This is a genomic window from Cellulomonas sp. EB106-03-03-XG116 (assembly GCF_058792015.1).
In genome coordinates, this window is the sequence record NZ_JBYTEP010000017.1 from 35,466 (window position 1) to 56,196 (window position 20,731).

Here is a 20,731-nt window from a genome sequence, read left to right on the forward strand (position 1 = left end):
CCCCCCCCCCCCCCCCCCCCCCCCCCCCCCCCCCCCCCCCCCCCCCCCCCCCCCCCGGGTCAGCGGAGCAGGCCCGCCAGCACCCGCTCGGCGTCCGAGCCGGCCGGGACCGGCAGGTCGAGCGCCGCGTCGCCGGACCGCAGGGTCACGACCACGACGCCCGCGTACGCCGGGTGCGGCACGGCGCGCACCTCGGTGAGCCGGTCGAGCGGCAGCACCACCCGGGACTCGGAGTGCACCGGCGTGCGGCCGCGCGCGAGCCACGCCCGCCGGCCGAACACCTGCAGCTCGCGGCCGTCAGACGCGACGACGGCCGCCTGCACCGTCATCGGGTGCAGCAGGTGCACGGCCCGGGACACCCCGCCGCGCAGCGGCAGCACGGTCCGCCGGGGGTGCGCCGCGAGCGCCCGCAGCCCGGGCTCGCGGTCCGCGACCTCGCGGTACGCCGACACCAGGCCGATCTCCTTCTCGCCGAGCGCGCGGCGGTCGAGCCGCCCGAGCCCGGGCGCGCCCGCCGTGGGGTCCCGCGGGGCCGGGTCGCCGGACGTCGGCACGGGCCAGGCGAGCGTGCGCAGCGTGTCGACGAACCCCTCGACCACGTCGGCCGAGGACCCGCTGAACCGCACCGCGACCGACGGGCCGGAGAGCGCGTGCACCGTGAGCCGCCCGTCGAGCAGGTCGATGCTCGTCCCGACCGCGGCGACCTGGTCGTACGGCACCTCGACCACGTCGTACCCGCGGCCGCCCGCCGTCCGCGCCGCCCCGCGCCCGCGCGACGCGGGGTCGCCGCCGGTCCGCCGGCTCAGCGCGGTGAACCGGTCCGCTCCGAGCACGAGGAGGTGGTCGTACAGGTCCATGTCCGGGGTCGCGTCCCGGCGGGCGATGTCGCGCGGCACCTTGAGCACCAGCCGGCTGCCCGCGAGGTCCACCGGGTGGTCCCGGTACAGCGGCGGGACCTCCTCGGCGGTGCGCACCGGGTCCACCCAGGGCCCGAACGCGTCGTACTCGGGGGTGCTCGGGGCATCGCCCCCGCCGTGGTCCTGCCGCCGCACCGTCGCCGCGTTCATCGTCCGCCTCCTCGCGCCCGGGCTGGTCGCCCTGCCCTCTAGCATCCTCCTCCGCGGCCCCGGACGCCGCCGAGACGGCAGCTCTCGGCTGCGCGCACCGCCCTCCGCGCAGCCGAGAGTCGCCGTCTCGGCGGACCCGTGGGCTTCCGCGGCGCACCCGAACCACGCCATGATGCGGCCGGGGAGCCCCGCCGCGGCCCGGACCCGTCCGGTCCGGCCGCGCGCCCGGTCCCCCTGGTGCCACCGTGCGAGACCGCGACCCACATCACGCAGGCCCCCGGGTCTGCGCACCGTCCCGTCCCACCACCCCACCACCCTGGGAGCACCTCATGACCGCACCGCTGCCCGCCGGCGCCCCGGACACGATCGTCCTGGTGCACGGCCTCTGGATGACCCCCCGCTCGTGGGAGCACTGGGTCCCCTACTACGAGGCGAAGGGCTACCGCGTGCTCGCGCCCGCGTACCCGGGCTTCGAGGTCGAGGTCGAGGCGCTGCGCGCCGACCCGTCCGTCATCGCCGCGCTGACCGTGCCCGACGTCGTCGACCACCTCGCCGGGATCATCGAGGGCCTCGACGCCCCGCCGATCATCATCGGGCACTCCTTCGGCGGGACGCTCACGCAGCTGCTGCTCGCCCGGGGCCTCGGGGCGGCGGCGGTGGTGATCGACTCCGCGCCGACCGAGAACGTCTACGTCACGCCGCCGTCCCAGCTCCGCGCGCTGCTGCCGACGTTCACGCACCCGTCCACCCGGCACGAGGCGGTGTCGTTCACGCCCGAGCAGTTCCACTACGCGTTCGCGAACACGCTCAGCCGGGAGGACTCGGACGCCGCCTGGGAGCGGTACGCCATCGGGGCGCCCGGGTCATGGCTGTGGGCGTACGGGCTGATCGCCAACTTCAAGCCGGGCCACCAGGAGACCTGGGTCGACTACGACGCGGACCGCGCGCCGCTGCTGTTCCTCGCCGGCGGGGAGGACCACATCATGCCGCCGTCGGTGAACCGCGGGAACGCGAAGAAGTACGGCAAGTCCCCCGCGGTCACCGAGTACGTCGAGATCCCGGGCCGGTCGCACTGGACCTGCGCCGAGCCGGGCTGGGAGGCCGTCGCGGACCGGGCGCTGGAGTGGGCCGTCGCGCACGCGGTCCGGCCGGCGGTCGAGGCGGGCTGAGCCCCGACGCGGAGCGGCGGCGCTGCGGCGGCGCCGCTCCGCGCCGGTCACGCGGGCTCCGGCGACCTGCGCACCTGGTCAGGCCTCCACGACCCACCCCGGCCGCCGCGGGTCGTCCACCCGCACCACCACGTCCGCGGCGCGCTCCGGGTCGGCCTCGGCGCGGTACCGCTCCTCGGCGGGCAGCCGCCACGCCTCGGCGGGCGGGGTGCGCCGCGCGAGCGTGTCGGGCCGCACCGCCAGGTGCACCGTGAGGTCCGCGGGCAGCCACCGCCCGAGCAGCAGGCCGCCGTCCAGCAGCAGCACCGTGCCGGGCGCGGTCGGCACCCGGGTGGCGCGGGCCGACCGCTCACGCGCCGCGTCCCACAGCGCCGGGAGGTAGGTGCCGTCCCCGCCCGGCCCGAGCGGGTCGAGCACCTCGCGGATCAGCGCGCCGGAGTCCAGGGCGTCGTCGAGCAGGGCGTCCGGGTCCTCGCGGCCGTGCTCGAACCGCACGCCCGCCGGGCGCAGGAAGTCCCCGGCCGCGACCCGGACGGCGGCGTGCCCCCGGGCGCGCAGCGGCTCGACGAGCGCGTCGGCCAGCGCCCCGGGTCCCGTCGGGGGCGCGCCGTCCAGCAGCACCCGCCAGCGCCGGTCCGGGCCGTCGACGGCGCGTGCGGCGGCCAGCCCGTCGGCCACCCGGTCCACCAGGCGCGCGACCAGGACCTCGGGGCTCACGGGCTCGACGCGCACCGGGTCAGTCTGCCCCGCCGCGCGCGGCGCTCAGGACCGCGACGTCACGACGCCCTTCACGAACGCCGCCTGCCCCGCGTGCTCGAGCACGTCGCCCAGCACGCTCACCAGGCGCACGCCGACCGTGACCGGCGGGTCCCAGCGCTCGTCGACCACGCGGCCCAGGTCCTCCTCGGACAGCCGGCCGAGGTAGGCGTCGGTCGCGGCGCGGGTGGCGTCCGCGTAGGCGCGCAGGAGGGCGCCCTCGACGCGCACCTGCGCCACCTCCTCCGGGCTCTGCCCGTAGCCGGTGGCGTCCGTGTCGAACGGCAGGTCGAACTGCTCGGCGAAGCCGTCGGCGGTCCACACCTGCTCCGTGCCGGCGACGTCGGCCACCTGCGCGTCCTCGACCCGGGCCAGGTGCCACACGAGCCAGGCGATCGTGTTCGCCTCCGGGCCGAGCCGGGCGGTCAGCTCGTCCTCCCCCAGCCCGTCCAGCACCCCGTGCACCAGGTCGCCGATCCGGCCGAACCCGTCCTGCAGCACCGCCACGCCGTCCACACGCACTCCCCTCGCCGGCCGCCGCGCGGGCGGCCCTCGTCCCGGTCGTCACGACCGTAGGCCGAGGTGGTGACACGTGCGCGCCGGGCGGCGCGGCTCCCCCGCTCAGTCCGACGCGGCCTGGGCCCGGTCCCGCACGCCGCGCAGCATCCGCTCGGTCATCAGCAGGCTCACCCAGGACACGCCCTCGACCATCCAGCGCGCCCACGGCTCGGCGTACGCGTACCGCTCGCGCACGACCAGGCGGCAGCTGCCCGGCATCGGGCCCGGGCGCAGCACGAACGCCCACGCGAAGTCGAACGGCGGCACGTCCTCATCCGGGAGCGACGGGCCGGCGCCGTGCAGCACCAGCGCGCGGGGCGGCTCGAGCACCGCCACCGCCAGGCCGACCTGCGGGGCCAGCCGCACCTCGTCGCCGACCGCGAGCTCCTGCCAGCGCGGCTCGATCCGGTCGGCGCTCGTGATGCCGAGCCCGAGCAGGCCCTCCAGCGCGTCGTAGCTGTAGAAGCCGCCGCGCCCCTGGCCCAGCTGCACCAGCCAGGGCCACACCCGCTCCGCGGGGGCGTGCACCGTGATCGCCCGGGTCGCGACCAGGTCCGCGTCGGGGACCAGGTCGTCGCCCGGGAGCCCGACCGACCGCTCCACCTGGGACGCGCCCCAGTGCAGCGCCCGCCCGCGGGCGAGGGAGTAGCCGACGGCCGCCGTGGCCGCGATCGCGAGCGCGCGCACGGCGCGGTGGGAGGTCATGCGCTCCACGCAACACCGTCCCGGACCCCCGCACCAGGGCCGTCGGTCCCACGCCGCCCCACCCGACCCGCTCGACCGCCGCAGCGCCGAGTCTCCACGTCGCGCCTGCGGCTGCGCCCGCGGGCAGAGGCCGGGAACGGAGACTCGGCGGCGCGGCGCGGCGCGGCACCGCGCCGCACGCGCGAGGGGCCCCGCGGCGCGCGTGCGCTGCGGGGCCCCTCACGCGTGAGCGGGACGGCTCAGGCCACGCGGCCCGAGGCGTCGTCGCCGATCTTGTGCACGATGATCGAGTTGGTCGACCCGACGACGCCGACCGGCGTACCGGCCACGACGACGACGTAGTCGCCCACCTCGGCGAGGCCCTGCGCGCGCAGGGTGGACTCGACCTGCTGGACCATCGCGTCGGTGTGCTCGACCTGCGGCACCTCGTACGTCTGCGTGCCCCAGCTCAGCGACAGGGTGTTGCGGACCGAGGTCTGCGGGGTGAACGCCAGCAGCGGGATGGACGAGCGCAGGCGGGACATGCGGCGCGCGGAGTCGCCGGACTGCGTGAAGGTCACGAGGTACTTCACGCCGAGGGTCTCGCCGATCTCGGCCGCCGCGCGGGTGATCGCGCCACCGCGGGTGTGCGGGGTCGAGCCGAGCGGGGCGATGCGCTCCCGGCCGAGCTCCTCGGTCGCCTCGATGATCCGGGCCATGGTGCGCACGGTCTCGATCGGGTACTCGCCCACGGAGGTCTCGCCGGAGAGCATGACCGCGTCGGCGCCGTCGAGCACCGCGTTGGCGCAGTCGGAGGTCTCGGCGCGGGTCGGGCGCGGGTTGTTGGTCATCGACTCGAGCACCTGGGTGGCGACGATGACCGGCTTGGCGTTGCGGCGGGCGAGCTCGACCGCGCGCTTCTGCACCAGCGGCACCTGCTCCAGCGGGAGCTCGACGCCGAGGTCGCCGCGGGCGACCATGATGCCGTCGAACGCGTCGACGATCTCCGCCAGGGCCTCGACGGCCTGCGGCTTCTCGACCTTGGCGATGACCGGGACGACCCGGCCCTCCTCCTCCATGATCCGGCGCACGTCGTCGTAGTCGGCGGCGTTGCGGACGAAGGACAGCGCGATGATGTCGGCGCCGACGCGGAGGGCCCAGCGCAGGTCCTCCTCGTCCTTCTCGCTCATGGCGGGCACGGAGACGGCCACGCCGGGCAGGTTGATGCCCTTGTTGTTGGAGACCGGGCCGGCCACCTCGACGCGGGTGACGACGCGCGGGCCCTCGACGGCGGTGACGCGCACGAGGACGCGGCCGTCGTCGATCAGCAGCGGGTCGCCCACGCGGGCGTCGCCGGCCAGGCCCTTGTGGGTGGTGGAGACGAGCTCCTTGGTGCCCGGCACGTCCTCGGTGGTGATGGTGAAGGTGTCACCCTCGTTGAGGTAGTGCTTGCCCTCGACGAACCGGCCGAGGCGGATCTTCGGGCCCTGGAGGTCGACCAGGACGGCCACGGAACGGCCCGAGGCCTTCGCGGCGGCGCGCACGTTGTTGTACACGCGCTCGTGCACCTCGGTGTCGCCGTGGCTGCGGTTCAGCCGCGCCACGTCCATCCCGGCGTCGACAAGGGCCTGGATCTGCTCGGCGGACTCCGTGGCGGGGCCGATGGTGCAGACGATCTTCGCTCTACGCATGGGGGAAAGCCTAGGCCTTTCGTGACAGACGGTTCGGACCGAACGTCCTGGTGGGCCGGGCCTGCCGGGACGTGCGCGGTTGATGGTCTACGGACGCATCGCCACGGTGCTCGCGGTGACCGGAGCAGGCAGGGCGGTGCTGCCAGACAGGTCAGAGTCTACGGCCGCCGCGGCGGCCCGACCCTCCGCCACGGCCCAGACGACGAGCGACTGCCCGCGTCCTGCGTCACCGGCCACGTAGACACCTGGGACCTCGGTCCCGAAGTTCTCCTGACGTTCCACCGTCCGTCGCCCGCCGATCACCAGCCCGAGCTGCGCGAGCAGCGGAGACGGCTCCGGCCCGGTGAACCCGAGGGCGAGCAGCACCAGCTGCGCGGGCAGCTCGCGGTCGGGACCCGCGGGCTCCGGCCGGCCGTCCACCAGGCGGACGTCGCGCACCCGCAGCGCCCGCACCCGGCCGTCGGCGTCGCCCAGGACCTCCTCGGTGGTGACCGCGTACGCGCGCTCGCCGCCCTCCTCGTGCGCCGAGGAGACGCGCAGCAGCAGCGGCCACACCGGCCACGGGTCGACGTCCCGCCGGGCGGTCGGCGGCTCCGGCATGATCTCCAGCTGCGTGACCGACCGGGCGCCCTGGCGCAGCGCCGTCCCGAGGCAGTCCGCCCCGGTGTCGCCGCCGCCGATCACGACGACGTCCAGCCCGGTCGCGAGCGGCTGGCCCGGCACGGGCTCCCCGCCCGCCGCCGCGGCCCGGTTGGCCGGCACCAGGTACTCCATCGCCGGGAGCACGCCCGCCAGGTCCCGGCCGGGCACCGGCAGGTCCCGCGGCACGGTCGAGCCGACGCAGACCAGCACGGCGTCGAACCGCGCACGCAGCTCCTCGCCCGTGACGTCCACGCCGACGTCGACCCCGCAGCGGAACCGGGTGCCCTCCGCCCGCATCTGGTCCAGCCGGCGGTCCAGGACGCGCTTCTCGAGCTTGTACTCCGGGATGCCGTACCGGAGCAGCCCGCCGGGCGCGTCCGCGCGCTCGTGCACGACGACGGTGTGCCCGGCGCGGGTGAGCTGCTGCGCGGCCGCCAGCCCCGCCGGGCCGGAGCCGACGACGGCCACGGTCTGCCCGGTGAGCCGCTGCGGCACCTGCGGCACGACGAGCCCGCGGTCGAACGCCTCCTCGGCGATCGCGAGCTCCACCTCGCGGATCGTCACCGCCTCGTCGTGCAGGCCGAGGACGCAGGACGCCTCGCAGAGCGCCGGGCAGACCCGCCCGGTGATCTCCGGGAACGTGTGCGTCGCGTGCAGCCGCTCGGCGGCGTCGGCCCACTGCCCGCGCCAGGCGAGGTCGTTCCACTCGGGCGCGAGCGCCCCGAGCGGGCAGGCGTGGTGGCAGAACGGCACGCCGCAGTCCATGCACCGGGACGCCTGCCGCTGCACGCGGGCCACGTCGTCCGGGTGCCCGGCGCGGTGGCCGTGCACCTCGCGCCAGTCCAGCAGCCGCACCGGGACGGGGCGGTTCGGCGGCGTCTCGCGCGCGCGGTGGGTGAGGAAGCCCTTGGGGTCGGCCATGCCCGGTGACGCTAGGCGCCGCGGCCGGCGACCGGGTGGGCCGGACGTCCCGCACGCACGACGCCCGCCGGCCCCGGGTGCGGGGCCGGCGGGCGTCCTGGCGGAGCGGAGCGGCGCGGGCTCAGGCCCGGAGCGCCACCGTCCCCGCCGTGACCGGCGCGGGCAGCTCGGTGCTGCCGCCCAGGTAGGTGTCCACCGCGGCGGCCGCGGCGCGGCCCTCGGCGATCGCCCACACGATGAGCGACTGGCCGCGGCCCGCGTCGCCGGCGACGAACACGCCGGGCACGTTGGTGGCGAAGTCGTCCGACCGCGCCACGGTGCCGCGGGCCGTCAGGTCGACGCCGGCCTGGCCGACGAGCTCCTCGGTCTCCGGGCCGGTGAAGCCCATCGCGATGAGGATCAGGTCCGCCGGGATGTCCCGCTCGGTGCCGGCCGCCGGGACGCGGCGGCCGTCGGGCAGGTACTCGGTGGTCGCGAGCCGCAGGTGGGTCACGCGGCCCTCGTCGTCGCCCAGGAACGCCACGGTCGACGCCAGGTAGTCGCGCTGGCCGCCCTCCTCGTGCGAGGACGAGACCTCGAACAGCACCGGGTCGGTCGGCCACGGGGCGTTCGCCGGGCGCTCGGTCGGCGGCTGCTTGCCGATGGCGAGCGTCGTGACGGACGCGGCGCCCTGGCGCAGCGCGGTGCCGACGCAGTCCGAGCCGGTGTCGCCGCCGCCGATGACGACGACGTGCTTGCCCGCCGCGTCGATGGCGTCCGGGACGTCCTGGCCCGCGACGAGCTTGTTCGACCGGGACAGGTAGTCCATGGCCGGGTGGATGCCCGCCAGGTCGCGGCCGGGCAGCGGCAGCTCGCGCGGCACGGTCGAGCCGGTGGCGACCACGACGGCGTCGTACCGGGACCGGAGCTGCGCCCAGGTGATGTCCCGGCCGATCGCCACGTTCGGGCGGAACCGGGTGCCCTCGGCGGCCATCTGCTCGAGCCGGCGGTCGATGTGCCGCTTCTCGAGCTTGAAGTCCGGCACGCCGTACCGGAGCAGGCCGCCGATCGCGTCGTCCCGCTCGTACACCGCGACGGTGTGCCCGGCGCGGGTGAGCTGCTGCGCGGCCGCGAGCCCGGCGGGCCCCGAGCCGACCACGGCGACGGTGTGCCCGGACAGGCGCTGCGGCACCTGCGGGTGCACCAGGCCCCGGTCGAAGGCCTCGTCGATGATCGAGACCTCGATGTTCTTGATCGTCACCGCGGGCTGGTTGATCCCCAGCACGCAGGCCGACTCGCACGGGGCCGGGCAGATCCGGCCCGTGAACTCCGGGAAGTTGTTCGTGGCGTGCAGGCGCTCGATCGCGTCGCCCCACTGGCCCCGCCACACCAGGTCGTTCCACTCGGGGATGAGGTTCCCCAGCGGGCAGCCGTTGTGGCAGAACGGGACGCCGCAGTCCATGCAGCGCCCGGCCTGCCGGTGCAGCAGGGTCGCCGACTGCGGGTCGTCCTGGGCGCTGCGGTGCTCGTGCACCTCGCGCCAGTCCATGAGCCGCAGGGGCACCGGACGGTTGGCGGGCAGCTCGCGCTCCCGCACCTTCATGAAGCCGCGGGGGTCAGCCACGAGCCACCTCCAGGATGCCCTCCCACACGCCGGGCGCGCTCGGGTCGAGGCCGTCGGCCTCCGCCTTCGCCAGCGCCGCGCGGACGCGGGAGTACTCGGTCGGCCGCACCCGGGTGAACCGGGCACGGGTCGCCGCGGGGTCGGCGAGGAGCTCGGCCGCGACGCGCGACCCGGTCTCCTCCGCCTGCCGCCGCAGCAGGTCGGTCACCAGCGCCGCGTCCTCGTCGTCGAGCGGGTCGAGACCCAGCTCGCCGGCCGCGACGGCCTGCACGTTGACGCGCTCGGGCTTGAGGTCGAGCACGTAGGCCGTGCCGCCCGACATGCCCGCCGCGAAGTTGCGGCCGGTCCGGCCGAGCACCAGGACGGTGCCGCCGGTCATGTACTCGCAGCCGTGGTCGCCCACGCCCTCGACGACGAGGGTGGCGCCGGAGTTCCGGACGCCGAACCGCTCGCCGACGACGCCGCGCAGGAACATCTCGCCCGACGTGGCTCCGTAGCCGATGACGTTGCCGGCGATGACGTTGTGCTCGCCGCTCAGCACTGCGTTGCGGTCGGGCCGCACGACGATCCGGCCGCCCGACAGGCCCTTGCCGACGTAGTCGTTCGCGTCGCCCTCGAGGCGCAGCGTGATGCCGCGCGGGACGAACGCGCCGAACGACTGCCCCGCCGACCCGGTGAGCGCGACCTCGATGGTGCCGTCGGGCAGGCCCGCCCCGCCGTACCGGCGGGTGACCTCGTGGCCGAGCATCGTGCCGACGGTGCGGTTGACGTTGCGGACCGGCAGCTCGATGCGGACCGGGCGGGCGTCCTCCAAGGCGTCCGACGCCATCGCGATGAACTGGTTGTCCAGCGCGCGGTCGAGGCCGTGGTCCTGGTCCTGCACGTGGTGCAGGGCCGAGCCCGGCAGCGGCTCCGGGACGGCGAGCACCGGCGTCAGGTCGAGGCCCTGCGCCTTCCAGTGCTCGACGGCCTTGCGGGAGTCCAGCAGCTCGACGTGGCCGACGGCCTCCTCGATGCTGCGGAAGCCGAGCTCGGCGAGCAGCTCGCGCACCTCCTGCGCGATGAACTCGAAGAACGTCACCACGACCTCCGGCTTCCCGGTGAACCGGGACCGCAGGTCGGGGTTCTGCGTGGCGACGCCCACGGGGCAGGTGTCGAGGTGGCAGACGCGCATCATGATGCAGCCCGACACGACGAGCGGCGCCGTCGCGAAGCCGAACTCCTCGGCGCCGAGCAGCGCGCCGATGATGACGTCGCGGCCGGTCTTGAGCTGGCCGTCGACCTGGACGACCACGCGGTCGCGGAGGTCGTTGAGCACCAGGGTCTGCTGGGTCTCGGCCAGGCCGATCTCCCACGGGGTGCCCGCGTGCTTGAGGCTGGTCAGCGGCGAGGCGCCGGTGCCGCCGTCGTGGCCCGAGATGAGCACGACGTCGGAGTGCGCCTTGGCCACACCCGCCGCCACGGTGCCCACGCCGAACTCGCTGACGAGCTTGGTGTGGATCCGCGCCCGCGGGTTCGCGTTCTTGGCGTCGTGGATCAGCTGCGCCAGGTCCTCGATCGAGTAGATGTCGTGGTGCGGCGGCGGCGAGATCAGGCCGACGCCCGGCGTCGAGTGCCGGGTCTTCGCGACCCACGGGTACACCTTCGGGCCGGGCAGCTGGCCGCCCTCGCCCGGCTTGGCGCCCTGGGCCAGCTTGATCTGGATGTCGTCCGCGAACGTCAGGTACTCCGACGTGACGCCGAACCGGCCGGACGCGATCTGCTTGATCGCCGAGCGCCGCTCGGGGTCGTGCAGCCGGTCCGGGTCCTCGCCGCCCTCGCCGGTGTTCGACTTGGCGCCGAGCCGGTTCATGGCGATCGCGAGCGTCTCGTGCGCCTCGGCCGAGATGGACCCGTAGGACATCGCGCCGGTGTTGAACCGCTTGACGATCTCGCTGACCGGCTCGACCTCGTCGACCGGGACCGGCGTCCGCTCGCCGGTCTTCAGCTCGAGCAGGCCGCGGAGCGTCATGAGGCGGGACGACTGCTCGTTCACCCGGTGCGTGTAGTCGCGGAACACGTCCATCTGCCGCGTACGGGTGGAGTGCTGCAGCCGGAACACGGTCTCCGGGTCGAACAGGTGCTCCTCGCCGTCCCGGCGCCACTGGTACTCGCCGCCGGTCGCGAGCCGGCGGTGCGCCAGCCGGTTGCCGTTGGCCGGGTACGCGTCGTTGTGCCGCGCCGCGACCTCGGCCGCGATGACGTCCAGGCCGATGCCGCCGAGCCGGCTGGTGGTGCCGGTGAAGTACCGGTCCACGAGCGGCTGGGACAGGCCGATGGCCTCGAACACCTGGGCGCCGCGGTACGACGCGATGGTCGAGATGCCCATCTTGGACATGACCTTGAGGACGCCCTTGCCGAGCGCCTTGATGAGGTTCTTGACGGCCTGCTCCGGCGCGACGCCCGCGAGGTAGCCGTTGGCGGCCAGGTCCTCGACGGTCTCCATCGCCAGGTACGGGTTGACGGCTGCTGCGCCGTAGCCGATGAGCAGCGCGACGTGGTGCACCTCGCGCACGTCGCCGGCCTCGACGACGAGCGACACCTGGGTGCGGGTGTGCCGGCGCAGCAGGTGGTGGTGCACGGCCGACAGCAGCAGCAGCGACGGGATCGGCGCGCGGTCCGCGTCGGAGTCGCGGTCGGACAGCACGAGGAAGCTCACGCCGTCGGCGATCGCCTGGTCGCACTCGGCGAAGATCTCCTCGAGCCGCTGCTCCAGCGCCTCGCCGCCGCCCGCCGCGCGGTACAGGCCGCGGACGATCGTCGACCGGAACACGCCCGCCATCGCGGGGTCCTTGTCGATCTTGACGATCTTGGCCAGGCCGTCGTTGTCGAGCACCGGGAACGGCAGCACGAGCTTGCGCGCGTGCAGCGGGGTGTCGTCCAGCAGGTTCGGCTCGGGGCCGATCGCGCCGCCGATGGACGTGACCAGCTCCTCGCGGATGGCGTCCAGCGGCGGGTTGGTCACCTGCGCGAACATCTGCGTGAAGTAGTCGAACAGCAGCCGCGGGCGCTGGGACAGCACGGCGACCGGGGTGTCCGAGCCCATCGCGCCCAGCGGCTCCGCGCCGGAGGCGCCCATGGGCGTCAGGAGGATCTTCAGCTCCTCCTCGGTGTACCCGAAGGTCCGCTGCCGGCGGCGCACGGAGGCCGAGGAGTGCGCGATGTGCTCGCGCTCGGGCAGCTGCTCCAGGTAGACCGAGTTCTCCCGGACCCACTCGGCGTACGGCCGCTGCGCGGCGAGCTGCGCCTTGATCTCGTCGTCCTCGACGATCCGGCCCTGGTTGGTGTCGACCAGGAACATCTTGCCGGGCTCCAGGCGGCCCTTGCGGACGACCGTCGCCGGGTCGAGGTCGAGCACGCCCGCCTCGGAGCCCATGACGACCAGGCCGTCCTCGGTCACCCAGAACCGGCCGGGGCGCAGGCCGTTGCGGTCCTGCACCGAGCCGATGAGCGTGCCGTCGGTGAACGTCATCGCCGCCGGGCCGTCCCACGGCTCCATCAGCGACGCGTGGTACTCGTAGAACGCCCGCCGCGCGGGGTCCATCTGCGCGTGGTTCTCCCAGGCCTCCGGGATCATCATCATGATCGCGTGCGGCAGGGAGCGGCCGCCCAGGTGCAGCAGCTCGAGGACCTCGTCGAACGAGCCCGAGTCCGAGCCGCCCGGCGTGCACACCGGCAGCAGCGGGGCCAGGTCGCCCAGCAGGTCCGACTGCAGGGTCCCCTCGCGCGCCGCGACCCAGTTGCGGTTGCCGCGCACCGTGTTGATCTCGCCGTTGTGGGCGATCAACCGGAACGGCTGCGCCAGCGGCCAGGACGGGAACGTGTTGGTGGAGAACCGCGAGTGCACCAGCGCGATCTCGGAGGCGTACCGGGGGTCCGAGAGGTCCGCGAAGAACGGCTCCAGCTGGCCGGTGGTGAGCATGCCCTTGTAGGACAGCGTGCGGGCCGACAGCGAGGCGAAGTACACGGCGAGCTCGCGCTCGGCGCGCTTGCGCAGGCGGTACGCCCGGCGGTCCAGGTCGATGCCGGCGAGCTCGCGCGACGGGTCCGCCACGACCAGCTGGCGGAACACCGGCATGGACGAGCGCGCGGTCGGGCCGACCAGGTCGGCCGTCACCTGCACGTCGCGCCACGCCAGCACGTCGAGCTTCTCCTCGGCCGCGATCGCCTCGACGGCGCGCACCGCGACGGCGCGCTCCTCGTCGTCCTGCGGCAGGAAGGCCATGCCGATCGCGTAGTGGCCGGCGGGCGGCAGCTCGGCGTCGACGACGTCCCGCAAGAACGCGTCGGGGATCTGCGTCAGGATGCCGGCGCCGTCACCGCTGTTCTCCTCCGCACCGACCGCGCCGCGGTGGTCGAGGTTGAGCAGGGCGGTGAGACCGGCGTCGACGATGTCGCGGCCGGGGGTACCGCGCAGCGTCGCGACGAACGCGAAACCGCAGGCGTCGTGCTCGGCAGCCGGGTCGTACAGACCCTGCTGCTGCACGGGAGAAGCACCGGGACGCACAGGCGACGCGGGCATCAGCACCGTCCTCACGGACCCGGGGAGCGGGCCCAGGTAGAGCAATGGGGGGAGGCTGGGACGTCATCGGCCCGGGCTACAAGTGTGGCGACGATACCTGCCGGAAACACAGGCGCTCACATCGCGAGAAAGTGAGGTGGGTCACACGAGCGTTCCCCGCGGTCAGCGGGCCGAGCCGTGCTCCGCCACCTCGTCGTCCTGCGCCTCGGTCTCGCGCAGGAGGGGTGTGGTCTCGCGTCCAGGATGACGACGTCCGACGACCACGAACGCTACCAGCGCCCCGAGGAGCACGATGATCGACGTCCAGACGTTGAGCCGGAACGGGCCGATCATCTCCGCGGGGTCGATCCGGACCAGCTCGATCCAGAGCCGGCCGGTCGTGTAGACGATCACGTACAGCCAGAACGCCCGGCCGTGGCCGAGCCGCAGCCGGCGGTCCAGGTAGACGATCAGCGCCGCCCCGGCGAGGTTCCACAGCAGCTCGTACAGGAACGTCGGGTGGAACAGCGTGCCCGACTCGTAGCCGGCCGGGAGGTGCGCGTCGTCGATCCGCAGGCCCCACGGCAGGGTCGTCGGGCCGCCGAACAGCTCCTGGTTGAACCAGTTGCCGAGCCGGCCGATCGCCTGGGCCACGAGCAGCCCGGGCGCCAGGGCGTCCGCGAACACCGGGAACGACACCCCGGCGCGGCGGCAGCCGATGTACGCGCCCACCGCGCCGAGCGCCACGGCGCCCCAGATGCCCAGGCCGCCCTCCCAGATGTACAGCGCGCGCACGGGGTCGCCGCCCGCGCCGAAGTACGCGTCCGGGCTGGTGATCACGTGGTAGAGCCGGCCGCCGACGATGCCGAACGGCACGGCCCAGAACACGATGTCGAGGACCTGCTCGGGGTCGCCCCCGCGCTCCTTCCAGCGGCGCTGGGTCATGATCACCGCGACCACGATCCCGGCGAGGATCGCGAGGGCGTAGGCGCGCAGCGGCACGGGGCCGAGGTACCAGACGGCCTGCGGCGGGCTCGGGATCGCGGCGGGGATCATCACACGGGCACTGTATGCGACCAGGGCGCGCGCCCGGCGCGGCGGTCCGCGGGGGCGGGGCCGGCGCGGGCGCCGGGCGTGGGGTCGTCACAGCGCCGTGAGGTCGTCACAACCCGGTGAGGTCGTCACAGCGCGGTGAGGTCGTCACAACTCGACGAGGTCGTCACTCGTGAGTGACGACCTCACCAGCGAGTGACGACCTCGCGGGCGCGTGTGGCGGCGGCGGGGGCCGCCGGACGCGGGGCCCGGGTGGCCGGGAGCGAGCAGCCCTGCGCGGGCCGCCGCGCGGGGGCGCCACGGCGCCGCCGGACGCGTCAGCGGGCGGTGCGGACGCCCTCGGCCAGCCCCGCGGCGACGGCCGCGACCGCCTCCAGGCCCGCCTCGCGCGTCTCGGCGCCCGCGAGGGCCCGGACGAACGCCGAGCCCACGATGACGCCGTCCGCGTACCGGCCGATGTCCCGCGCCTGCTCCGGCTGCGACACGCCCAGCCCGACGCACACGTGCTCCGCGCCGGCCGCGCGGGTGTCGGCGACCAGCTGCTCGGCGCGCGCGCCGACCGTGGTCCGCTCCCCCGTCACGCCCATCGTCGACGCCGCGTACACGAACCCGCGGGACGCCGCGGCGGTCATCGCCAGGCGCTCGGGGGTGGACGACGGCGCGACCAGGAACACCCGGTCCAGGTCGTGCGCGTCGGACGCGGCCAGCCAGTCCTGCCCCTCGTCGGGGATGAGGTCCGGCGTGATGAGCCCCGCGCCGCCGGCCGCGGCCAGGTCGCGCGCGAACGCGTCGACGCCGTACCGCAGCACCGGGTTCCAGTACGTCATGACCAGCACCGGGGCGCCGGTGGCGGCGATCCGCTCGACCGCCCCGAACGCGTCCCGCACCCGGGTGCCGCCGGCCAGCGCGACGTCGACCGCGTGCTGGATGACCGGGCCGTCCATGACCGGGTCGGAGTACGGCAGGCCGAGCTCGATCACGTCGACGCCGGCCTCGACCATCGCGACGGCCGCGCGGACCGAGCCCTCGACGTCGGGGAAGCCGAGCGGCAGGTAGCCGACCAGGGCACCGCGGCCCTCGGCCTTCAGCCGGTCGAGGGTGGCGCCGGTGCGGGACGTGGTCGCCTGGACGTCGCTCACAGCTGCTCCCCCTCGTCGGCCTGGACGACCGGCTTGTCCTCGATCAGGTCGAACCACGCCGCCGCGGTCGCCACGTCCTTGTCCCCGCGCCCGGAGAGGTTCACCAGGATCACCGGCTCGCGGCCGTCCGGGGTGTCCCAGGTGCCGACCTCGCGGCCGAGCTGGATGGCGCCGGCCAGGGCGTGCGCCGACTCGATGGCCGGGATGATGCCCTCGGTCTGGCACAGCACCCGGAACGCCTCCATGGCCTCGGCGTCGGTCACCGGGCGGTACTCCGCCCGGCCGATGTCGTGCAGCCAGGCGTGCTCGGGGCCGACGCTCGGGTAGTCGAGGCCCGCGGACACCGAGTGGCTGGGCAGGGTCTGGCCGTCGTCGTCCTGCAGCAGGTACGACTTGGTGCCCTGCAGCACGCCCGGCGAGCCGCCGCTGAACCGCGACGCGTGCCGGCCCGACGCGATGCCCTCGCCGCCGGCCTCGAAGCCGAACAGCCGCACCGACGGGTCGTCGAGGAACGCGTTGAAGATGCCCATGGCGTTCGAGCCGCCGCCCACGCACGCCGCGACGGCGTCGGGCAGCCGGCCGATCTCCTCCGCGAGCTGGGCCTTCGCCTCCTCGCCGATGATCTTGTGGAAGTCGCGCACCATCTCGGGGAACGGGTGCGGGCCCGTCACCGTGCCGAGCAGGTAGTGCGTGGTGTCGACGTTCGCGACCCAGTCGCGCAGCGCCTCGTTGATCGCGTCCTTCAACGTGCGGGAGCCGATCGTCACCGGGACGACCGTCGCGCCCAGCAGCCGCATCCGGGCGACGTTGAGCGCCTGGCGCCGGGTGTCCTCCTCGCCCATGTAGACGACGCACTCGAGGTCCAGCAGCGCGGCTGCGGTCGCGGTGGCGACGCCGTGCTGGCCGGCGCCGGTCTCGGCGATGACGCGGGTCTTGCCCATCCGCTTCACCAGCAGCGCCTGACCCAGCACGTTGTTGATCTTGTGCGATCCGGTGTGGTTGAGGTCCTCGCGCTTGAGGAACACCCGGACGCCGGGCGCGACGTGCTCCGCGAACCGCTCGACCTCGGTGAGCGGGCTCGGCCGGCCGGTGTAGGTGCGGTGCAGCCGCGCCAGCTCCGCCGCGAACGCGGGGTCGGCCGACGCCTTGTGGAACTCGGTGTCGAGCTCGTCGAGGGCGGCGATCAGCGCCTCCGGGACGAACCGGCCGCCGAAGTCCCCGAAGTACGGCCCGGCGTGCGTGGCCAGCGGCCCGCCCGGGCTGCTCGTCACCTGCGGACCCGTGCGTCCCGTCGTCACCGTCGTGCTCCTCGTGGCTCGTGCTGCGGGGCCGCGCTGCGGCGGCCGCCCTCGCTGGGGTCGGTCCGGCCGCGAGGGGCCGGGCCGGTGGCTACTGCCGGACCGCGCGCAGCGACGGGTGCGCGCCCGCCGCCACCAGGTCCGCGACGGACTGACGCGGCGCGTCGTCCGTGACCAGGGCCTCGCCGACCAGCACGGCGTCCGCGCCGGCCCGGGCGTAGTCCATGACGTCGTGCGGCCCGCGCACGCCGGACTCGGCGACCTTGACCACGTCGGCCGGGATCGCCGGGGCGACCCGGGCGAACGTGCCGCGGTCCACCTCGAGCGTCTTGAGGTTCCGCGCGTTCACGCCGATGACCCGCGCGCCGGCGTCGACCGCCCGCACGACCTCCTCGGCGTCGTGCACCTCGACCAGGGCGGTCATGCCCAGGGAGTGCACCCGCTCGACGAGCGAGGTCAGCACCGTCTGCTCCAGCGCGGCGACGATCAGCAGGACCAGGTCCGCCCCGTGCGCCCGCGCCTCCCACACCTGGTACGGCGTGACGACGAAGTCCTTGCGCAGCACCGGGATGTCCACGGCGGCGCGGACGCTGTCGAGGTCCGCCAGGCTGCCGTTGAACTTCCGCTGCTCGGTGAGCACCGAGATGACGGTCGCGCCGCCCTTCTCGTACTCCGCGGCGAGCGCGGCCGGGTCCGTGATGGTCGCGAGCGCGCCCTTCGACGGGCTGGACCGCTTGACCTCGGCGATCACGGTCACCGCGTCCTCGACGCGCAGCCGCGACACGCAGTCGATGGCACCGGGGACGCGCGCCGCGCGCTCCTTGAGCTCGGCCAGGGGCGTGGCGGCCTCGCGCACGGCGAGGTCCTCGCGCACGCCAGCCACGATGTCGTCCAGCACGGTGCCCATCGGCGTCTCTTCTCCCCCGAGATCGGCGGCGGCACGCCTCAGGGCGCGGGAGCCGGCGGGGCTCCTCGGCGGGACCGGTCGCGGCTGACCACCGTGACGCGGGTCTCGTCCGACCACCTCGGCCATCGTACGGGCGCGGCGCACCACTCCCGACCACGGGGCCACCGGGTGGGACACGGGGCGACCCGCGCGCGGCGAGATCGGACGTCCCGCGCGAGATCGGTGCGTGCAGCCACCGATCTCGGCGCGGAGCACCGATCTCGACGAACGGGCGACGGGAGGGTCAGTAGCCGTAGTACGTGGTCGACGGGCTGGAGAACGAGCCCGCCACCCCGATGAGGAAGAACACGATCCAGCCCGCGGAGATGATCGAGCCCAGGATGATGCCCGCCAGCGACAGGCCCGCGTTGTTCGCCTCGCCGCGCTGCGCCGCCCTGCGGCCGAGCACGCCGGTGATGATCGCCGGGATGCCCGCGAGCGGCCCGAAGCACACGAAGCTCGCGATGCCGAGCGCCAGCGACCAGACGCCCAGGCTGTTCTTGGGGTAGCCGTACACCGGCACGTACGAGCCGCCCGGGTAGCCGCCGTACGGCGCCGCGGGGTACCCGCCGGGGTAGGCCGGGGCCGCCGGCGGCTGGGCGGCGTAGGGGTCCTGGCCGTAGGGCTGCTGGGCGTAGGGCTGCTGGCCGTAGCCGGGCTGCTCGCCGTAACCGGGCGCCTGGCCGTACGGCTGCTGCGCGGCGTACGGATCGGGCGCGCCGTAGGGCTGCTGCTGGCCGTACGGCTGCTGCGCCGCGTACAGGTCCGGTGCGCCGTAGGGCTGCTGCTGGCCGTACGGCTGCTGCGCGGCGTACGGGTCGGGCGCACCGTACGGCTGCTGCCCGTACGGCTGCTGCGCCTGGTACGGGTCCGGCGCCCCGGAGGGCTGCTGCCCGTACGGCTGCTGCGCCGCGTACGGGTCGGGCGCACCGTACGGCTGCTGCTGCCCGTACGGCCCCGGCGCGGGGTACGGGTCGACCCCGCCGTACCCGCCCGAGCCCGAGCCGGCGCCCGGCTGGTCCCACGCGGGCCGGTCGCCGTCGCCCGCGCCGCCGTCGCCCGGCTGCTCGCGGTACGGGTCCGTGGGCTGGTCGGGCGTGGTCACGGGCGGCCTCCTGGTGGCTGGGTCGGCGCGCGGCGCGCCGCTCGGCATCCTAGGGACGCGCCCGGGCCCCGCGGGCCGACAACCCGCCGATTCACCCGCCCGCCGCGTGCCGGGTCACGGCGCGAGGACGCCCGCCCAGGCCGGGACGTTGCGGGCGACGCTGTAGACCACGACGACGGCCGCCGCGGCGATCGCCACCCGGGCCGGCGGCGCGGCGGCCCGCCGGCCGGACCGCAGCGCCCGCGCCGTCCAGCGCACCCACAGCCCGACGAGCACGGGCACGAGCAGCACCCACAGCGGGTTCATCGCCCACGCGCCGGCCACGTCGCCGACGAGCAGGTCGTGCGTCGCGCGCAGGCCGCCGCAGCCGGCGCAGTACAGGCCCGTGAGGGCGTACAGCGGGCAGGCGCCCCACGAGCCGGGCTCGTGCGGGTCGACCAGCACGAGCCCGAGCGCGGCGACGGCCGCCCCGCCCGCGACCAGCAGCGGCGCCCGGGCGGCGCGCAGCCGCGCGCGGGGCGCGAGGGTCTCGGGAGGGGCGGCCGTGGCCACGGGACGCGTCAGTACGTCGAGCTGTCGATGGTGTCGAGGTACGCCGCGAAGCCGCCGGTCGCGATCGCGATGATCAGGAAGATCAGGCCGATCACCTGCAGGCCCGTCACCACCCAGGACACGATGTAGCCGGCGTTGGCGAGCGAGCCGTTGTTCGCCTCGCCGCGGGCCACGGCCTGCTTCGCCTTCGAGCCGACGATGATGCCGGGGATGCTGGTGAGGATCGAGCAGACGAAGAACCCGACGATGCCGAGCACCAGCGACCACACGGCGAGGTTGTTCTTCGGGTAGAAGCCCGCGCCGTAGCCCTGCGCGCCGCCCGGGTAGGCGGGCTGGCCGTAGCCGCCGGCCTGCGGGTAGCCGCCCTGGCCCTGGTCGCCGCCCGCGTACGAGCCGTACTGCGGCACGCCGCCGCCCTGGCCGGACTGCCCGTACGGGTCACCCGCGCCGGGCGTGCTGCCCGGGTACTGCGGCGTGGCGCCGGACTGGTCGCCGGACCCCTGCCCGTCGGGGGCGGAGTACGGGTCCTGGGGCTGGTTCGGGGTCGACATGATCGGCTCCTCCATCGGGGGGGTTCAGGCGCGGCGTCCGCCCTGGTGGGCGGCCGTCCGACATCCCCACAGGTGTACCGGAGCGGACGCCCGGCGTCCACCGCGTCCCGGCGCGCGACCGGGGGTCGGACCTCAGTGACCGCCGGTGCGACGGGCCTTCTCGAGGGTGTGCTTGCCGCCCTGGCCGTAGCCGAGCACCTGCATGACCTTGCCGACGACGACGCCGAGCAGGGCGACGGCGAGGCCGGCCCAGAACAGCCACATGAGCGCGAAGATCAGGCCGAGCGCGCCGGCCGTCGAGCCGACGAGGACGACGACCGTGGTCGTCCAGGCGGCGGTGGTGTGCCCGTGGTTGGTCGGCGGCGCCTTCGGCGGCAGCCGCAGCGTCTCCGTCCCCGGGACCTGCTGGGCACGCCCGGTCACGACGCCGGAAGAACTGAGCGACTGCTCGACCAT

17 protein-coding genes are annotated in these 20,731 nt (G+C 75.1%); 1 reads left to right on the forward strand and 16 read right to left on the reverse strand.

Annotation, left to right across the window (positions count from 1 at the left end; translation table 11 throughout):
• Positions 1–59 precede the first annotated feature (59 nt).
• Complete coding sequence (locus AC3WUG_RS08810; RefSeq protein ID WP_492327331.1) at positions 60–1,067, reverse strand: hypothetical protein; 1,008 nt, start codon at positions 1,065–1,067, stop codon at positions 60–62.
• Between the two features lie 329 nt (positions 1,068–1,396).
• On the opposite strand from AC3WUG_RS08810, the gene AC3WUG_RS08815 reads away from it, so the two are divergent.
• Positions 1,397–2,236, forward strand: a complete 840-nt coding sequence (locus AC3WUG_RS08815) for an alpha/beta hydrolase (RefSeq protein WP_492327332.1) — start codon at positions 1,397–1,399, stop codon at positions 2,234–2,236.
• A 78-nt stretch (positions 2,237–2,314) separates the two neighbouring features.
• Here AC3WUG_RS08815 and AC3WUG_RS08820 read toward each other — a convergent pair whose 3' ends face one another.
• The 15 genes from AC3WUG_RS08820 to AC3WUG_RS08890 all read right to left on the reverse strand — a co-directional run bounded on the left by AC3WUG_RS08820 (position 2,315) and on the right by AC3WUG_RS08890 (position 20,731).
• Complete coding sequence (locus tag AC3WUG_RS08820; protein WP_492327333.1) at positions 2,315–2,968, reverse strand: nucleoside/nucleotide kinase family protein; 654 nt, start codon at positions 2,966–2,968, stop codon at positions 2,315–2,317.
• A 30-nt stretch (positions 2,969–2,998) separates the two neighbouring features.
• The gene (locus AC3WUG_RS08825) at positions 2,999–3,508 is read right to left on the reverse strand and encodes a mycothiol transferase (RefSeq protein WP_492327334.1); all 510 of its coding nucleotides are present in this window, start codon (positions 3,506–3,508) and stop codon (positions 2,999–3,001) included.
• Positions 3,509–3,613: 105 nt separating this feature from the next.
• On the reverse strand, positions 3,614–4,255 hold the full coding sequence (locus AC3WUG_RS08830) for an SRPBCC family protein (RefSeq protein ID WP_492327335.1): 642 nt from the start codon (positions 4,253–4,255) through the stop codon (positions 3,614–3,616).
• A 239-nt stretch (positions 4,256–4,494) separates the two neighbouring features.
• Positions 4,495–5,925: a pyruvate kinase gene (gene pyk / locus AC3WUG_RS08835; RefSeq protein WP_147793674.1), complete on the reverse strand. Its 1,431-nt coding sequence runs from the start codon at positions 5,923–5,925 to the stop codon at positions 4,495–4,497.
• A gap of 87 nt (positions 5,926–6,012) precedes the next feature.
• Entirely contained in the window at positions 6,013–7,488 is a 1,476-nt protein-coding gene (locus tag AC3WUG_RS08840) for a glutamate synthase subunit beta (protein ID WP_492327336.1), read from the reverse strand.
• Between the two features lie 121 nt (positions 7,489–7,609).
• Positions 7,610–9,091, reverse strand: a complete 1,482-nt coding sequence (locus AC3WUG_RS08845) for a glutamate synthase subunit beta (RefSeq protein ID WP_492327337.1) — start codon at positions 9,089–9,091, stop codon at positions 7,610–7,612.
• Complete coding sequence (gene gltB / locus AC3WUG_RS08850) at positions 9,084–13,652, reverse strand: glutamate synthase large subunit (RefSeq protein WP_492327338.1); 4,569 nt, start codon at positions 13,650–13,652, stop codon at positions 9,084–9,086. The genes AC3WUG_RS08845 and gltB overlap by 8 nt, the downstream gene beginning before the upstream one ends.
• Before the next feature lie 162 nt (positions 13,653–13,814).
• Positions 13,815–14,687, reverse strand: a complete 873-nt coding sequence (gene lgt, locus AC3WUG_RS08855; protein WP_492327356.1) for a prolipoprotein diacylglyceryl transferase — start codon at positions 14,685–14,687, stop codon at positions 13,815–13,817.
• A 314-nt stretch (positions 14,688–15,001) separates the two neighbouring features.
• A complete protein-coding gene (gene trpA / locus AC3WUG_RS08860) occupies positions 15,002–15,823 on the reverse strand; it encodes a tryptophan synthase subunit alpha (RefSeq protein ID WP_492327339.1) in 822 nt (273 codons plus the stop codon).
• Positions 15,820–17,121 (reverse strand): tryptophan synthase subunit beta, encoded by a 1,302-nt coding sequence (gene trpB / locus AC3WUG_RS08865; RefSeq protein WP_492327340.1) that lies wholly within the window; start codon positions 17,119–17,121, stop codon positions 15,820–15,822. Before trpB ends, trpA begins: the two co-directional genes overlap by 4 nt.
• A gap of 91 nt (positions 17,122–17,212) precedes the next feature.
• Complete coding sequence (trpC, locus tag AC3WUG_RS08870; RefSeq protein WP_147793678.1) at positions 17,213–18,028, reverse strand: indole-3-glycerol phosphate synthase TrpC; 816 nt, start codon at positions 18,026–18,028, stop codon at positions 17,213–17,215.
• A gap of 283 nt (positions 18,029–18,311) precedes the next feature.
• The gene (locus AC3WUG_RS08875; protein ID WP_492327341.1) at positions 18,312–19,172 is read right to left on the reverse strand and encodes a DUF4190 domain-containing protein; all 861 of its coding nucleotides are present in this window, start codon (positions 19,170–19,172) and stop codon (positions 18,312–18,314) included.
• A 114-nt stretch (positions 19,173–19,286) separates the two neighbouring features.
• Entirely contained in the window at positions 19,287–19,724 is a 438-nt protein-coding gene (locus AC3WUG_RS08880) for a DUF2752 domain-containing protein (RefSeq protein ID WP_492327342.1), read from the reverse strand.
• Between the two features lie 8 nt (positions 19,725–19,732).
• Positions 19,733–20,275 (reverse strand): DUF4190 domain-containing protein, encoded by a 543-nt coding sequence (locus tag AC3WUG_RS08885; RefSeq protein WP_492327343.1) that lies wholly within the window; start codon positions 20,273–20,275, stop codon positions 19,733–19,735.
• 132 nt (positions 20,276–20,407) lie between these two features.
• A complete protein-coding gene (locus AC3WUG_RS08890; protein ID WP_492327344.1) occupies positions 20,408–20,731 on the reverse strand; it encodes an HGxxPAAW family protein in 324 nt (107 codons plus the stop codon).

What these genes read in the sequence shown, in the direction of transcription:
- AC3WUG_RS08830 (WP_492327335.1), bottom strand. Translation starts at nt 4,255, where the DNA reads ATGACCTCCCACCGCGCCGTGCGCGCGCTCGCGATCGCGGCCACGGCG.
- gltB (WP_492327338.1), bottom strand. Translation starts at nt 13,652, where the DNA reads ATGCCCGCGTCGCCTGTGCGTCCCGGTGCTTCTCCCGTGCAGCAGCAG.
- AC3WUG_RS08890 (WP_492327344.1), bottom strand. Translation starts at nt 20,731, where the DNA reads ATGGTCGAGCAGTCGCTCAGTTCTTCCGGCGTCGTGACCGGGCGTGCC.
- lgt (WP_492327356.1), bottom strand. Translation starts at nt 14,687, where the DNA reads ATGATCCCCGCCGCGATCCCGAGCCCGCCGCAGGCCGTCTGGTACCTC.
- AC3WUG_RS08815 (WP_492327332.1), top strand. Translation starts at nt 1,397, where the DNA reads ATGACCGCACCGCTGCCCGCCGGCGCCCCGGACACGATCGTCCTGGTG.
- AC3WUG_RS08885 (WP_492327343.1), bottom strand. Translation starts at nt 20,275, where the DNA reads ATGTCGACCCCGAACCAGCCCCAGGACCCGTACTCCGCCCCCGACGGG.
- AC3WUG_RS08840 (WP_492327336.1), bottom strand. Translation starts at nt 7,488, where the DNA reads ATGGCCGACCCCAAGGGCTTCCTCACCCACCGCGCGCGCGAGACGCCG.
- trpC (WP_147793678.1), bottom strand. Translation starts at nt 18,028, where the DNA reads ATGGGCACCGTGCTGGACGACATCGTGGCTGGCGTGCGCGAGGACCTC.
- pyk (WP_147793674.1), bottom strand. Translation starts at nt 5,925, where the DNA reads ATGCGTAGAGCGAAGATCGTCTGCACCATCGGCCCCGCCACGGAGTCC.
- AC3WUG_RS08810 (WP_492327331.1), bottom strand. Translation starts at nt 1,067, where the DNA reads ATGAACGCGGCGACGGTGCGGCGGCAGGACCACGGCGGGGGCGATGCC.